The organism is Bradyrhizobium yuanmingense, from assembly GCF_900094575.1.
In the GTDB taxonomy this organism is placed as follows: Bacteria; Pseudomonadota; Alphaproteobacteria; order Rhizobiales; family Xanthobacteraceae; genus Bradyrhizobium; species Bradyrhizobium yuanmingense.
The window spans coordinates 545,551-558,629 of record NZ_FMAE01000002.1; the positions used below are offsets into that span (position 1 = coordinate 545,551).

Annotated in this window: 11 protein-coding genes; 5 read left to right on the forward strand and 6 right to left on the reverse strand. The window is 64.2% G+C overall.

The window, feature by feature from the left end; translation table 11 throughout:
• Positions 1-20: 20 nt before the first annotated feature.
• Together GA0061099_RS07685 and GA0061099_RS07690 are read right to left on the reverse strand one after the other, a co-directional pair.
• Entirely contained in the window at positions 21-1,757 is a 1,737-nt protein-coding gene (locus GA0061099_RS07685; RefSeq protein WP_036024005.1) for a putative bifunctional diguanylate cyclase/phosphodiesterase, read from the reverse strand.
• Positions 1,758-2,189: 432 nt separating this feature from the next.
• The gene (locus GA0061099_RS07690) at positions 2,190-3,155 is read right to left on the reverse strand and encodes a sensor histidine kinase (protein WP_036024003.1); all 966 of its coding nucleotides are present in this window, start codon (positions 3,153-3,155) and stop codon (positions 2,190-2,192) included.
• 179 nt (positions 3,156-3,334) lie between these two features.
• Here GA0061099_RS07690 and GA0061099_RS07695 point away from each other — a divergent pair, with 179 nt between their 5' ends.
• Complete coding sequence (locus tag GA0061099_RS07695; RefSeq protein ID WP_036024001.1) at positions 3,335-4,174, forward strand: SDR family NAD(P)-dependent oxidoreductase; 840 nt, start codon at positions 3,335-3,337, stop codon at positions 4,172-4,174.
• Between the two features lie 128 nt (positions 4,175-4,302).
• Here GA0061099_RS07695 and GA0061099_RS07700 read toward each other — a convergent pair whose 3' ends face one another.
• Together GA0061099_RS07700 and GA0061099_RS07705 are read right to left on the reverse strand one after the other, a co-directional pair.
• Entirely contained in the window at positions 4,303-5,679 is a 1,377-nt protein-coding gene (locus GA0061099_RS07700; protein WP_036024000.1) for a cytochrome P450, read from the reverse strand.
• A gap of 262 nt (positions 5,680-5,941) precedes the next feature.
• A complete protein-coding gene (locus GA0061099_RS07705; protein WP_036023998.1) occupies positions 5,942-7,177 on the reverse strand; it encodes an LLM class flavin-dependent oxidoreductase in 1,236 nt (411 codons plus the stop codon).
• Between the two features lie 474 nt (positions 7,178-7,651).
• Between GA0061099_RS07705 and GA0061099_RS07710 the strand changes: the two genes are divergently transcribed.
• Positions 7,652-8,851 (forward strand): extracellular catalytic domain type 1 short-chain-length polyhydroxyalkanoate depolymerase, encoded by a 1,200-nt coding sequence (locus GA0061099_RS07710; protein ID WP_036024024.1) that lies wholly within the window; start codon positions 7,652-7,654, stop codon positions 8,849-8,851.
• Between the two features lie 204 nt (positions 8,852-9,055).
• Here the strand turns inward: GA0061099_RS07710 and GA0061099_RS07715 are convergent, their stop codons facing one another.
• Positions 9,056-9,358, reverse strand: coding sequence for a hypothetical protein (locus tag GA0061099_RS07715; RefSeq protein WP_225144836.1), 303 nt, complete (start codon positions 9,356-9,358; stop codon positions 9,056-9,058).
• Between the two features lie 195 nt (positions 9,359-9,553).
• On the opposite strand from GA0061099_RS07715, the gene GA0061099_RS07720 reads away from it, so the two are divergent.
• On the forward strand, positions 9,554-9,922 hold the full coding sequence (locus GA0061099_RS07720; RefSeq protein ID WP_036023994.1) for a winged helix-turn-helix transcriptional regulator: 369 nt from the start codon (positions 9,554-9,556) through the stop codon (positions 9,920-9,922).
• A gap of 2 nt (positions 9,923-9,924) precedes the next feature.
• Here GA0061099_RS07720 and GA0061099_RS07725 read toward each other — a convergent pair whose 3' ends face one another.
• Positions 9,925-10,617, reverse strand: a complete 693-nt coding sequence (locus GA0061099_RS07725) for an MBL fold metallo-hydrolase (RefSeq protein ID WP_036023992.1) — start codon at positions 10,615-10,617, stop codon at positions 9,925-9,927.
• A gap of 161 nt (positions 10,618-10,778) precedes the next feature.
• Here GA0061099_RS07725 and GA0061099_RS07730 point away from each other — a divergent pair, with 161 nt between their 5' ends.
• Positions 10,779-12,380: an alpha-amylase family glycosyl hydrolase gene (locus GA0061099_RS07730; protein ID WP_074447664.1), complete on the forward strand. Its 1,602-nt coding sequence runs from the start codon at positions 10,779-10,781 to the stop codon at positions 12,378-12,380.
• A gap of 200 nt (positions 12,381-12,580) precedes the next feature.
• The gene (locus GA0061099_RS07735; RefSeq protein WP_036024021.1) at positions 12,581-13,069 is read left to right on the forward strand and encodes an MmcB family DNA repair protein; all 489 of its coding nucleotides are present in this window, start codon (positions 12,581-12,583) and stop codon (positions 13,067-13,069) included.
• Positions 13,070-13,079: the final 10 nt, after the last annotated feature.

The window sequence follows — 13,079 nt, forward strand, 5'->3', positions numbered from 1 at the left end:
CGGTATGTGTCGCGCCGCCCCTACCGCCGGTACCCGCTCGCCCGCGAATAGCCCTGGCGGTGCTGTTGCGCCGGGCGGCTTGCCACGCTGACCCGCGCCTCGCTCGAGGAGGGCGTTGCGAGCTTCAGCTCCTCCAGGAAGATCGGCCGGGAGAAATAATAGCCCTGCGCGTAGCGGATCTTGGTCGCCGCCTGCAGATAGGCCAGCTCCTCGTAGGTTTCGAGGCCTTCGGCGATCACCGTCATGCCGAGCGCCTCGCTCAAGGATTCGATCGCGCGCAGGATACCCTGGCTGCGCGGACGATTATGAATGTCGGTGATGAAGGAGCGGTCGATCTTGATCTCGTCGGCGGTGATGTCGGCCAGCGCCGAGAGCGAGGAATAGCCGGTGCCGAAATCGTCGATGGAGACGCCGACGCCGAGCTTGCGGAACATCGGCAGGATCTCGTCCTGAAAATGATTCTTGGCGACGAAAGCATCTTCCGTCACCTCGATCATGAACCGCTGCGGAAAGCCGGTCTCCTCCAGCGCCTGCGCAAAGCTGCGCATGAATTCGGGATTGCCGGCCTGCTTGGCGGCAACGTTGATGCTGATGGTCGCTTCCGGGCCGAACGTGTCGTTGATCAGGTCGATCGACTTGACGATCTCGGCGAGCACGAGATGGGTCAGCTCGTCGATCAGGCCGAGCTCGCCGGCAAGATTGATGAACGAGCCGGGCGCCTGGATCACGCCTTCGTCGTCGCGCAGGCGCACCAAGGCCTCGATGCCCTTCACGGCCTGCGTGCGGATGTCGACCTTGGACTGGAAGGCGCAGCAGAAGCGCTTTTCCAGGATGGCGAGCCGCAGCGACTGCTCGACCTTCATCCGCGCCTGCGCCTCGCGCTCCATGCTGGCATCGAAGAAGGCGGCCAGTCCCTTGCCATTGTTCTTGATGCGGTACATCGCGATGTCCGCGTTCTGCCGCAGCGTTTCGAAGCTGCGTCCATGGTCGGGATAGAGGCTGATGCCGACTGAGGTCGAGGCGAACACTTCCGAATGGTCGATGAAGAACGGCGCGGTCAGCCGCTCCAGCGTCGATTGCATGAATTCGGCGACTTCCTCCTGGCTCTGGACCGGTGACAGCAGCAGCAGGAATTCGTCGCCCGAGATGCGCGAGAGTATGTCGGAATCGCGCAAGTCCCGTCCGAGCCGCTTCGCCAGCTCGACCAGCAGCGCGTCGCCCACGGCGTGGCCGTAATAGTCGTTGATGTGCTTGAAATTGTCGACGTCGAGAAAGGCCAGCGCAAAACGTTCGCCGCTGCGGTCGTGCGCGAGCAGGGCATTGGCGCGGTGCTCGATCACGCGGCGCGAGGGCAGCCCGGTCAGCTCGTCGAAATAGGCCGAGCGGAACAGCTGGTCCTCGAAATTCTTCTGCTCGGTGATGTCGGAGGATGCCGAGATCAGCAGCTCGCGTCCGTCGAGACGAACGGGGCGATGGGTCGTGAGCAGCACCTTTCGCGCGGCGCCGACGTGAAGCGCTTCCTCGGTCACGACCGGCTGCCCGTCGCTCAGGGCCTGGCGGCAGGCCTCGCGCCGCGGCGTCAGATCGGGTGAAGGACGGCTGCCGTCCAGGCCGAGCTGCGCGGCGGCGGCATCGTTGACCAGCAGCAACTCGCCATGCGCGTCCTGCACGGTGAGGCCGGCCGGCAGCATTCTAACGATTTCCTTGAGAAAACCGAGCTCGGCTTCAGTCGCGCCGGAATATTGATTGTCGTTCATAGAAGTCATGAATCTTGTTGTTTCAGCGCGCCTTTGCAATGGGCGCGATCTTCCGCGGTTCCCTCTTAAGTTTGGTTAAGGGGTCAGGAGAAATACGGGGGTGTTTTGGAGAAAACTTGCGACGATCCGACGCGCGCTGGCGATCGTCATTAACGGAGCGTCAACGCGCTCGGCGAAACAGCGAAGTATCCGCGTGGGAGCGATTTCGCCTGCGGCCATCCTTCGAGACGCCCGCCGTGGGCGGGCCCTCAGGATGAGGGCCGGAGTGCGCTGCGCGATATCACCCGAGCACCGATGCCGCTTAGCCTCATCCTGAGGAGACCGCGAAGCGGTCGTCTCGAAGGACGAGGCGCTTGCTCAGGTCGCGCAAGTGCCACACGCGATTGCGCCACCGCGCGGGCAGCAAGAAGCACACCTTACATGTTGCGACGTCTACTCGCTTCGTGGAATTCGGCACTGCATGATGCAATGCAGCCCGGTTTTCAGATACGAGATCTCGGTTTTGCCGTCGAAAGCCGACAGCGCCGACTTCAAGAGCTTGGTGCCGAAGCCGGGCTCCGACACCTTGTCCACGCTCGGTCCTTCGGTTTCGTCCCAGGTGATCGTCAGGCGGTCGTCGGTGATGGTCCATGACACCTGCAACAGACCGCGCGGTGAGGAGAATGCGCCGTACTTGCCTGCATTGGTGGCGAGCTCGTGAAACATCAATGACAGCGTGACCGCGAGCTTGGGCGGCAGGAACAGCCGCTCGCCGTTGAGCGTGAAGCGGACATGGCCGTAAGGCCCGAGCTCGGAGATCAGGAGGTCGCGGATGTCGCAGCCGGCCTTGTCGATCCGCGAAATCAAATCATCGGTTGCGGCCAGCGAGCGCAGCCGCGGATCGACCCGGGCCCAGACCTGTGGCTGGTCGTGCAACACCTGGTGCACCACGGCATGCACCGTCGACAGCTTGTTCTTCAGCCGATGCTGGAGCTCCTCCACCAGCAGCTTGCGATAATCCTCTTCCTCGATCAGGCGTTTGGAAATTCGGCGCTGCTCGGCCAGCATGGTGCGATAGTGCTCGACACCCCAGATGGTGATCGCGCACACGGTCCAGTAAAGCGCCAACAGGACAAACCGCGCGCGATCCGCAAACGCATCGCCGAAATTCAGGGTGACGCCGAGCACGCCGCCGACGAGCGCCGTCACGATGCCGATCCGGAATCCGCCCAGGGCCGCAGCAAAGAAGACGGCCGGGAAGTACGGCGTGAAATAGATGTCGGGACGAACCTGAGCGAGGCCCCAGCGAACCAAGGTTGCAGCCAACAGGCAGACCACCGCAAAGCCGATGCTCAGGGCGAGCGAGGGCGGCGCCGCACCCTGCCAGCCCTTGCGGAACTCCTCGATCAGCTTCCTCATGCCCTGCCTGGTTGCGATAGGCGTTCGACGATCGAGCGGCCCGTGAGGATGTTACGCATGCCGCCCGTTGAAGCATAGCTTGCCTTGTCGGAAGCGGGCAGGAATAGTGACCGCTGCCGCGACGGCCGCGGCCGGCATACGCCATTTGGCATCAAATCACTCGAAAACAGGAACATTCCATGGGCAGGCTGGACGGCAAGGTTGCGGTGATCACGGGAGCGACGAGCGGCATCGGATTGCGCACTGCGGAAGTCTTCGTTGCCGAAGGTGCCAAAATTGTGATCGCAGGCCGGCGCGTACCGGAAGGCGAGGCGTTGGCGAAGCAGCTCGGGGCAAGCTGCGTCTTCCGTCAGACCGACGTCACCGTCGAAGCGCAGATGCAGGCGCTGATCGCGCTCGCGGTCGACAAGTTCGGCAGGATCGATTGCCTGTTCAACAATGCCGGCGGGCCGGCACAGACCGGCGGCATCGAAGGTCTCGAGGTCGAGCGGTTCGATGCGGCCATGGCGACGCTGGTGCGCAGCGTCATGCTCGGCATGAAGCACGCCGCGCCCTACATGAAGAAGCAGGGCGGGGGCAGCATCATCAACAATGGCAGCATTGCCGGCCGCCTCGCCGGCTTTTCGTCGTCAATGGTCTATGGCGCGGCCAAGGCGGCGGTGATCCATCTCACCAAATGCGTGGCGATGGAGCTCGGCGAATCCAACGTTCGCGTCAACTCGATCTCGCCCGGTGCGATCGCGACCGGCATCTTCGGCAAGGCGCTGGGGCTCTCGACCGATGCCGCCGAGAAGACGCCGGCGGTGATGCGCGAAGTCTACAAGACCGCGCAGCCGATCCCCCGCGCGGGTCTTCCTGAAGATATCGCCCAGGCCGCAGTGTTCCTGGCCAGCGACGTATCCAGCTTCATCAACGGCCACGACCTCGTCGTCGACGGCGCCATGACCGGCGGCCGCAACTGGAGCCAGCAGCAGCAGGGCTATGTGGCCTTGCGCAAGGCGTTCGACCAGGAGGCGTAGCAGCTCCGGCGATGGTGCCGTAGGGTGGGCAAAGGCGCGCCCTTCGCGCGCCGTGCCCACCATCGATGTTTGCACCCGGAGAAACGTGGTGGGCACGCTTCGCTTTGCCCACCCTACGAGATCGGCGCCTAAACCGCCTTCACCGTCACCCGCAGCCCGTCCCGCGGCTTCGGGATCGGCCACATCTGCCAGTCGGGCTTGTAGCCTGGCGCGAGCGACACCTCGATATTCTCCAGGAAATGCCGCGCGAAACATTTCGCCTGCATGTAGGCGAAGTGCAGGCCGAGGCACATATGCGCGCCGCCGCCGAACGGCACGAAGGCGAAACGGTGACGGCCACGCTGTGCGTCCTCGGTGAAGCGCAGGGGATCGAAACGGTCCGGCTCCGGCCAGATCTCCTTCATGTGGTGGGTATAGAGCGGGTTGATGCCGATCGCCGTGCCGGCGGGAATCGCAAAACCCTTGAAGCTGAAATCGCGCATCGCGCGGCGCGGCATCGACGGCACCGGCGGCTTGAGCCGCAGCGCTTCCTTGAACGCCATCTCGGTCAGCGGCATCTTCTCGAGATCGTCGAAGCTGGTCGACGCGCCGGAGGCGAGGCCGAGCGCGAGCACCTCCGCGCGCAGCCGGTCCTGCCAGTCCGGATTGGCGGCGAGCTCGCCGATGAAGGAGGTCAGTGACGAGGTCAGCGTGTCGTGCGCGGCCATCATCAGGAAGCTCATATGGTCGATGATGTCCTGGTCCGACAGCAGCGCGCCGTTCTCATGGGTGGCGCGGCAGAGCTGCGAGAACAGATCGTCGCCACCGTGATTGCCGCGCCGCAGCGGAATCTGCTCGCGGAAATAGGCGATGATGCGCTTGCGTCCCTTCACCCCTCGCGCCATCTGGGTGCCGGGCAGGGGGCGGCGGATCGGGGTGACGGCGGCGGCCACCATGTCGATGAAGGCGCGGTTGATCTCGTCGACCTCGGGCCCGATATCGGCGCCGAGGAACGAGGCCGCGGCGAGATCGAGCGTGAGCTGTTTCATCGCCGGATAAAGCTGCATCTCGCCCGGCTTCGCCTTCCACTGCGCGACGCGCGCGGAAATGCCCCGGTCGAGATCGCCGAGATAGGACTTCATCGGCCCGGACTTGAACGCGACCGAGAGCGCCTTGCGATGCAGGCGATGCTCCTCGAAATCGAGCAGCATCAATCCGCGCGGAAACAACAGCCCCAGCACCTTGTCCCAGCCATGGGTCGAGGAGAACAGCTTCTGCTGGTCGAACAGCACGAGCTCGTTGGCCTCGGGCCCGAGCAGCACGACGTTGGTCTCGCCGAAAAAGTGCGTGCGGTAGACCAGTCCGTACTTGGCGCCGTTCGCCTCGATATGGCCCTTGGGATCGGCGAGCACCTGAAAGGTCTTGCCGATGATCGGCCAGCCTTCGTCGCCGGGAATGTGGGTCAGCTCGTTGCGCTTGGGCGGAGTGAACGGAAGCGCAGGGGCGGCCACATTCTGCATCGACATGACGATTGCTCCGGTTGGCTGGCCCCGCAAACATAGCACGATCCGGCCGCGATGAGCTGCGGTCGTCTTGCGCACAAAATCGTCACTCCCACCGCCGTCGTCCCCGCGGAGGCGGAGACCCATAACCACAGGGAGGAGTTTTGGTGCGAGGCTGGTAGCTCCGAGTCTTCGTAAATCCGCATCCTGTGGTTATGGGTCCTCAGATGCGCAATTGCGCATCATAGCTCGCGCTGCGCGCGCCCCGGGGCGACGAGTGGAGTGCCTACCGCTTCGCCGCTTCCTTCTGCAGATCCGGCGCGTTGACGGCGGGAATGGCGACGCGGCCGGGGCCTGTCACCTTCAGCGCCTCGGCGGCCTTCTCATTCTCCATGATCTTGGCCATCACCGCCTGGCCCGCGCGCTCGAAGATCGCCCGGTTCTCGATCACGAATTTCTGCGACCTGCGCAGCCCTTCGATATAGCCGTTGATCTCCGGCACGACGTAGCGCGCCACCATGTCCCAGCTGCGCCGGGTGGCTTCCGGATTGGCCCAGTCGTGAACGAAGCCGATGACGGCGCCGACGCCGCCGGAGACCTGCATCACGTTCTTGATGGTTTTGACGAGATCGTCGGGCGTGCCGATGGTGGACGCCGCCCCCTCGACGAAGGCGGTCTTGTCGACGGCCTCGTCGGGCGAGGAGAACGCGGTGAGGCCCGGCCGCTGCAGCGTGCCGACATTATATTCGTTGTGCCAGCGCATCAGCCCGGCGCCGGCCTCGCGGCGGGCTTGTTCACGCGTTTCGGCGATGTGCCAGGTCAAGAGCACGCGCCAGTCGGCGCGACGCACCGTGGTGCCGTGCTTCTTGGCGGCATCCTCGGCGAACTGCCATTGCTGCTGCAGCGACATCAGGCCCTGCGTCGTCATCGAGCCCAGCGAGATGATGCCGATGCCGTATTTGCCGGCGAGCGTCATGCCGGATGGCGAGATCTGCGAAGCCACCACGAACGGCATCTCCTCCTGCAGGGGCAGGATCTGCAGCGCGGCGTCGTTCATCGTGAACCAGTCGCTTTTGGCGGTGACGCGCTCGCCGTTGAAGAGGCGGCGGATGATGCCGATCGCCTCGTCCTGGCGGTCGCGCTGCGTCATCGGATCGATGCCGAGCGTGTGCGCGTCGGAGGCGAGCGCGCCCGGTCCGGAGCCGAAAATGGCGCGGCCGCCGGTCATATGGTCGAGCTGCACCATGCGCTGGGCGACGTTGAAGGGATGGTGATAGGGCAGCGACACAACGCCGGTGCCGAGCTTGATCCGCTTGGTGCGCTCGCCGGCGGCGGCCAGGAACATCTCGGGCGAGGCGATCATCTCCCAGCCCGAGGAATGATGCTCCCCGCACCAGAACTCGTCATAGCCGAGCGCATCCAGCTGCTCGACCAAGTCGAGATCGCGCCGGAACTGCAGCATCGGATGCTCCCCGATCGGGTGATGCGGGGCAAGAAAGGCTCCGAACTTCAGGCGCGCCATGGCGGTCTCTCCGGCTGAATTTTCTGTTTGTTGGCCATGTCAGGCTACGTGCCTGTCGGCACGAACGCAATCACGCGATGTCCCGCGCGGTGGAATGCAGGCATGCGCGGCGGCAAGCGAGACGTTGCGTAGTCCTCGCCCGCTTCGCGCTTCATCACGATAACGACGCGCAGCGCGATTGGGCCGGTCCGTTCATTCGCGTTCGACACCTCCGCGTCGAAGCCTCACAATCAGCACGCGCAGAATTCCTCGCCTCGCTCGTGTCATTTGTGACATTCGTCATGATCGGCGCCGCATTTCCGGCGCGGATGCGCCGCGCATCGGCACGAGATTGCGACGTTGCGGTTAATACGTGCGGATTCTTGCGGATTTTCAGCCAATTTCCCGAATTGACAGCCCACGGTCTTTTTATTTTGCGCCGCAGCAACTATCTGGTTGGGCTGGACGTTGAGCGTCGCCCACCAGGAACTTGCCGTGTCGTTAGCCAGAAACATCGATCTGTTGAGACGTCTGCCCCGGCTGGACGGACTGCGCTTCGCCGAGCCCGGCCGCGGTGCAGATGGATCGAGCCCGCTGCAGGAGGTCACTGGCTTCGGCGACAATCCCGGCGCCTTGCGCATGTTCGCGTTCGTGCCGGCGCAATTGCAGCGGCCGCGCGCGCTCGTCGTCGTGCTGCATGGCTGCGGGCAAACGGCGGCCGCTTACGATCTCGGCGCGGGTTGGTCGACGCTCGCGCAACATTACGGCTTTGCGCTGTTGATGCCCGAGCAGCAGCGCATCAACAATGCCAACACCTGCTTCAACTGGTTCAATCCGGAGGACACCGCGCGGGACAGCGGCGAGCCGGGTTCGATCCGCGCGATGATCGCGCACATGGTGAAGACCCATCGAATCGATCCCAGGCGCGTCTTCATCACCGGCCTGTCGGCCGGCGGCGGCATGACCTCGGTGATGCTCGCGACCTATCCGGAAGTCTTCGCGGCCGGCGCGATCATTGCCGGGCTGCCTTACGGCATCGCCTCGAACTTGCGCGAGGCGCTCGACGGCATGTTTCATTCCCCGGCGCGCCCTTCGCGCGAGCTCGGCGATCTCGTGCGCAGCGCCTCCGATCATCGCGGCCCCTGGCCGAGGGTCTCGGTGTGGCACGGCAGCGCCGACCGCACCGTCAATCCCGGCAATGCCAACGAGATCGTCAAGCAGTGGCTCGACCTGCATGGCCTGCCCGAACTGCCGATGGCCGAGACCAATGTCGACGGCTATCCGCGCCAGGCCTGGTGGGACAAGGACGGCGAGACGCTGGTCGAGTCCTATGCCATCACCGACATGGCGCACGGCACGCCGCTGGGGCTCGCCGACAACGATCAGCGCTACGGCATCGAAGGCGCCTTCCTGATCGAGGCCGGCATCTCCTCGTCCTACCACATCGCAAAGTTCTTCGGCCTCACCGGCTGGATTGCGGACGCCGCGACGACGAAGGCGGAAGCCAAATCCGCCACGAAGCCCGCGACGAAGCCTGCCGCGAAGCCGGCGCTCTCGCCCGCACCGCATCTCGCCCGCTCGATCCGCACCGCGGTCGCCGCGGAGCCGGCCGAGCCGCAGGGCGAGAAGGTGCGCGGCTTCGACCTCGGCCAGATCATCACGCGCGCGCTCACGGCCGCGGGATTGATGAAGTAGCCTCGCTGTCGTCCCGGACAAGCGCGCCTGAAGCGCGTGCCGATCCGGGACCCATAGCCACAGGACAAAGTTGGGCACGAAGAGGTGACTCCGAGTCCCCGTAACCACATCTCCCTGTGGTTATGGATCCCAGATCTGCGCTTGCGCTTGTCCGGGATGACAGCGGAGTTTGTAGCGGCGGCTTCAATTCAGCTCCGCGAAAAGCTACCCCGTCTGATCGATCACCTCGACCGGCGTCACGCTGATCTCGCCGCCCGCGACCTTCCGCGTCACCTCCTGGTAGTGCTTGAAGAAGTCGCGCGATTGCAGCGTTTTCTGCGCAGCATCGTCGGCGACGCTGGCGAAGTGGAGATAGCTGCCGTCGTCGCGATGCTTCAGGCAACGATAACCGATCCTCCCCTTCAGCTCCGCATCGGCGTCGATCGCCGCGATGAAGCGGCCGATCTCGCGGTGCCACTCCTCCGTCGTGCCGTTCTTGAACGCGTATCTGATCATGAAGTGCTTCATGTGACGCTCCCTGTTCGTCTTGTGCGTCATCATCTGCGCGCTTGATACGATCCCGCAAGTATGGACAAAATTGATAGTATGGACTTTTTCGCCGTTGCTCCTATCCTCATCGCATAGCGTTTTCGAGCGAAGTGGATACCGGTTCGCGTAAAGAAAACGCGTCAAAACAAGAATCTTCCACGTGGAGGAAACGACATGGCGAAGATGTCTCCCGCGCGCACCTGTCCGGTCGCGGCGTTTCAGAAGATGATCAGCGGCAAATACAAGCTGCGCATCGTCTGGGACCTCAAGGACGGCCCGCGCCGCTACGGCGAGATCAGAAGCGGCTTGCTGCGCGGCGCGTCAGGCAGCGCCGAGATCACCCCGCGCGTGCTCAGCCGCGAATTGAAGGCGTTGACGATGAGCGGCCTGATCGACCGCAAGGATTTCGGCGAGGTGCCGCCGAAGGTCGAGTACCGCCTGACGCGCAAGGGCAAGAGCTTCGTCCCCGTCGTTGCCGCAATCCGCGAGTGGGGCGAGCGCAATCTCGGTGAGGCGACGGCACTCGCGGACGCCGCTGAATAAGCCTACATCTCGCCGGTGATGAACGGATTGGTCATCCGTTCCTGGCCGATGCTCGAGCCGGCGCCGTGGCCGCAGATGAAGCCGACATCGTCGCCGAGCGGCAGCAATTTCGTCTTGATCGAACTGATCAGCGTGGCGTGACTGCCGCCGGGCAGGTCGGTGCGTCCGACCGAGCCGGCGAACAGGACGTCGCCGACATGGGCAAACCGCAGATCCTTGTTGAAGAACACCACGCTGCCGGGCGAATGACCCGGACAATGCAGGATGTCGAACTGCAAGCCGCCGATCGACACGCTGTCGCCCTCGTCGAGCCAGCGGTCGGGCGTGAAATCGCGTCCTCCCGTCATGCCGAAGCGCGCGCCGCTCGCCACGACGTTGTCGAGCAGGAACTTGTCCGCGACATGCGGTCCCTCGATCGGCACCGTCAGCGCATCGCGCAGCTCGGCCGCGCCGCCGACATGGTCGATATGGCCGTGGGTCAGCCAGATCTTCTCCACCGTGACGCCGGTCTGCTTGATCGCATCCAGGATCTTCGGCACGTCGCCGCCGGGATCGATCACCACGGCCTTCTTGGAAGGCTCGTCCCAGATGATGGTGCAGTTCTGCTCGAACAGCGTCACGGGAACGATGATCGCGCCCGCCTTGGCTTGCCGGGATTCTTGCCGGGATTCTTGGCTGTCGTTTTGCTCGGTCATGGCCTCACAATGCCGATTTTTGCCGGGCCGCCAAGCAAAAGATTCGGGCCCGTGCCAGGGAACAACCGTCACACGGCCGTCCCAATTGGCCTGCCAATTTGAACCGGGGCGTTGCTGTCGCGTTCTCCCGCGCAAGGCGTCAGATTTGGGTGGTCTTCGGCATGGCTCACGACAACGAGAATTGGTGGCGCGATGGCATCTTCTATCAGATCTATCCGCGCTCGTTTCAGGACTCGGACGGTGACGGCGTCGGCGATCTCGCCGGCATCCTCAAGAGGCTGCCTTACGTCAAGTCGCTCGGCGTCGATGCGATCTGGCTGTCGCCGATCTTTCCCTCGCCGATGGCCGATTTCGGCTACGACATCTCGGACTATGTCGGCATCGAGCCGCTGTTCGGCACGATGGCCGATTTCGACGCGTTGCTCGCGGCCGCCCACGACAACGGCCTGAAGCTGATCCTCGACCTCGTGCCGAACCACACCTCCGACCAGCATCCCTGGTTCGCCCTGAGCCGGTCCTCGCGCGACAATCCCAAGCGCGACTGGTACATCTGGCGCGATCCTGCGCCAGGCGGCGGCGTTCCGAACAATTGGTTGTCCGAGTTCGGCGGCAGTGCGTGGGCTTTCGACGAGACCACGGGACAATATTACTACCACGCCTTCCTCGCCCAGCAGCCGGATCTCAACTGGCGCAATCCGGACGTCCGCAAAGCGATCTACGACGTGATGCGGTTCTGGCTCGACAAGGGCGTCGACGGCTTTCGCGTCGACGTGATCTGGCACCTGATCAAGGACGCCGAATTCCGCGACAATCCGGCCAACCCGCACTACGTCGAGGGCCGTCCGCCGAACGAAAAAATCCTCACGCAATATTCTACCGACCAGCCGGAGGTGCATGACGTTATCGCCGAGATGCGGCGCGTCACCGATTCCTATGGCGCGCGCGTCTTGATCGGCGAAATCTATCTGCCGCTGCACCGGCTCGTGGCCTATTACGGCAACGATCTCACCGGCGCGCAGATGCCGTTCAACTTCGCGCTGCTCTCGACGTTCTGGAGCGCCCGCTCGATCGAAAAGATCATCGAGGATTACGAAAAGGCATTGCCGCGCGGCGCCTGGCCGAACTGGGTGCTCGGCAATCACGATCGTCCGCGCGTCGCGAGCCGCGTCGGGCCCGAGCAGGCCGGCGTCGCGGCCATGCTGCTGCTGACGCTGCGCGGCACGCCGACGCTTTACTACGGTGACGAGATCGGCATGCACCAGCTCGCGATCGCGCCGGAGGACGTGCGCGATCCCTTCGAGAAGAACGTCCCCGGCATCGGTGTCGGCCGCGACGGCTGCCGCACGCCGATGCAATGGGATTCCTCGAACTTCGCAGGTTTTTCGCAAGCAAGGCCGTGGCTGCCGCTGCCGGAGGATCACATCCGCGAGAATGTCGCCAATCTCGAAGCCGATCCGCGTTCGATCCTCAATCTCTACAAGCGCCTGATCGGCTTGCGGAAGAGCTGCCCCCCGCTGGTCACGGGCGATTATCATCCGATCGCCGCGCAAGGCGATCTGCTGATCTATCGCCGCGCGGCCGGCGGCAAGGCCGTGATCGTCGCGCTCAATCTCGGCCCCGATCCGGTCGCGGTGACCAGCAGCGCGATCCGTTTCGGCAGCAGCATCTTGCTGTCGACGTTCCTGGATCGCGAAGGTGAGGAGATCGAAGGCGTGCTGGACCTGCGCGGCAACGAGGGCGTGGTGGTGGCGTCACCCACCTAACTGTCGTCCCGGGACGGGACGAAGTCGCGAGCTATGATGCGCAATTGCGCATCTGAGGACCCATAACCACAGGAAGAAGTTTTGCGACGACTCGGAGTTGCCCGCTTTGCCCCACACGTCTCCCTGTGGTTATGGATTCCGGGCTCGCGCTGCGCGCGCCCCGGAATGACGGGCGGGATGGAATCGGCTATTCTCCCGCCATGGACAACACCGCCCGCATCACACTCGTGCCGCCGCCGGATCGTCGCCAGTCGGAGACGGCGCTGGCGATCGCGCGCGGCACCGCGCGTCTGTTGCGCTCGCTCGGCTTCTCCTGCATCAGCGAATTGCCGCTGCCGTCGGGCCGGCGCGCCGATCTCGTCGCGCTGAACGAGCGCGGCGAGATCTGGATCGTCGAGATCAAGTCGTCGGTCGAGGATTTGCGCGCCGATCAGAAATGGCACGAATACCGCGCCCATTGCGACCGGCTGTTCTTCGCCTTCACGCAGGATCTGCCGTGCGAGATCTTCCCCGATGACACCGGCCTGATCGTCGCCGACGCCTACGGCGCGCACCTGCATTGCGAGGCACCCGAGCACAAGCTCGCCGCCGCCACCCGCAAGCAGATGACGGTGCGGTTCGCGATGGCGGCGGCCTTGCGGATCAATCGCCTGGTCGATCCGCAGGGCCATGCGGATTTCTGGGAGTAGGCTGACTTCG

Bases quoted from the DNA above. Each gene is read 5' to 3' on its own strand.
- GA0061099_RS07735 (WP_036024021.1), top strand. From the start codon at position 12,581: ATGGACAACACCGCCCGCATCACACTCGTGCCGCCGCCGGATCGTCGC.
- GA0061099_RS07715 (WP_225144836.1), bottom strand. From the start codon at position 9,358: ATGAAGCACTTCATGATCAGATACGCGTTCAAGAACGGCACGACGGAG.
- GA0061099_RS07685 (WP_036024005.1), bottom strand. From the start codon at position 1,757: ATGAACGACAATCAATATTCCGGCGCGACTGAAGCCGAGCTCGGTTTT.
- GA0061099_RS07695 (WP_036024001.1), top strand. From the start codon at position 3,335: ATGGGCAGGCTGGACGGCAAGGTTGCGGTGATCACGGGAGCGACGAGC.
- GA0061099_RS07725 (WP_036023992.1), bottom strand. From the start codon at position 10,617: ATGACCGAGCAAAACGACAGCCAAGAATCCCGGCAAGAATCCCGGCAA.
- GA0061099_RS07700 (WP_036024000.1), bottom strand. From the start codon at position 5,679: ATGTCGATGCAGAATGTGGCCGCCCCTGCGCTTCCGTTCACTCCGCCC.
- GA0061099_RS07720 (WP_036023994.1), top strand. From the start codon at position 9,554: ATGGCGAAGATGTCTCCCGCGCGCACCTGTCCGGTCGCGGCGTTTCAG.
- GA0061099_RS07705 (WP_036023998.1), bottom strand. From the start codon at position 7,177: ATGGCGCGCCTGAAGTTCGGAGCCTTTCTTGCCCCGCATCACCCGATC.
- GA0061099_RS07690 (WP_036024003.1), bottom strand. From the start codon at position 3,155: ATGAGGAAGCTGATCGAGGAGTTCCGCAAGGGCTGGCAGGGTGCGGCG.
- GA0061099_RS07730 (WP_074447664.1), top strand. From the start codon at position 10,779: ATGGCTCACGACAACGAGAATTGGTGGCGCGATGGCATCTTCTATCAG.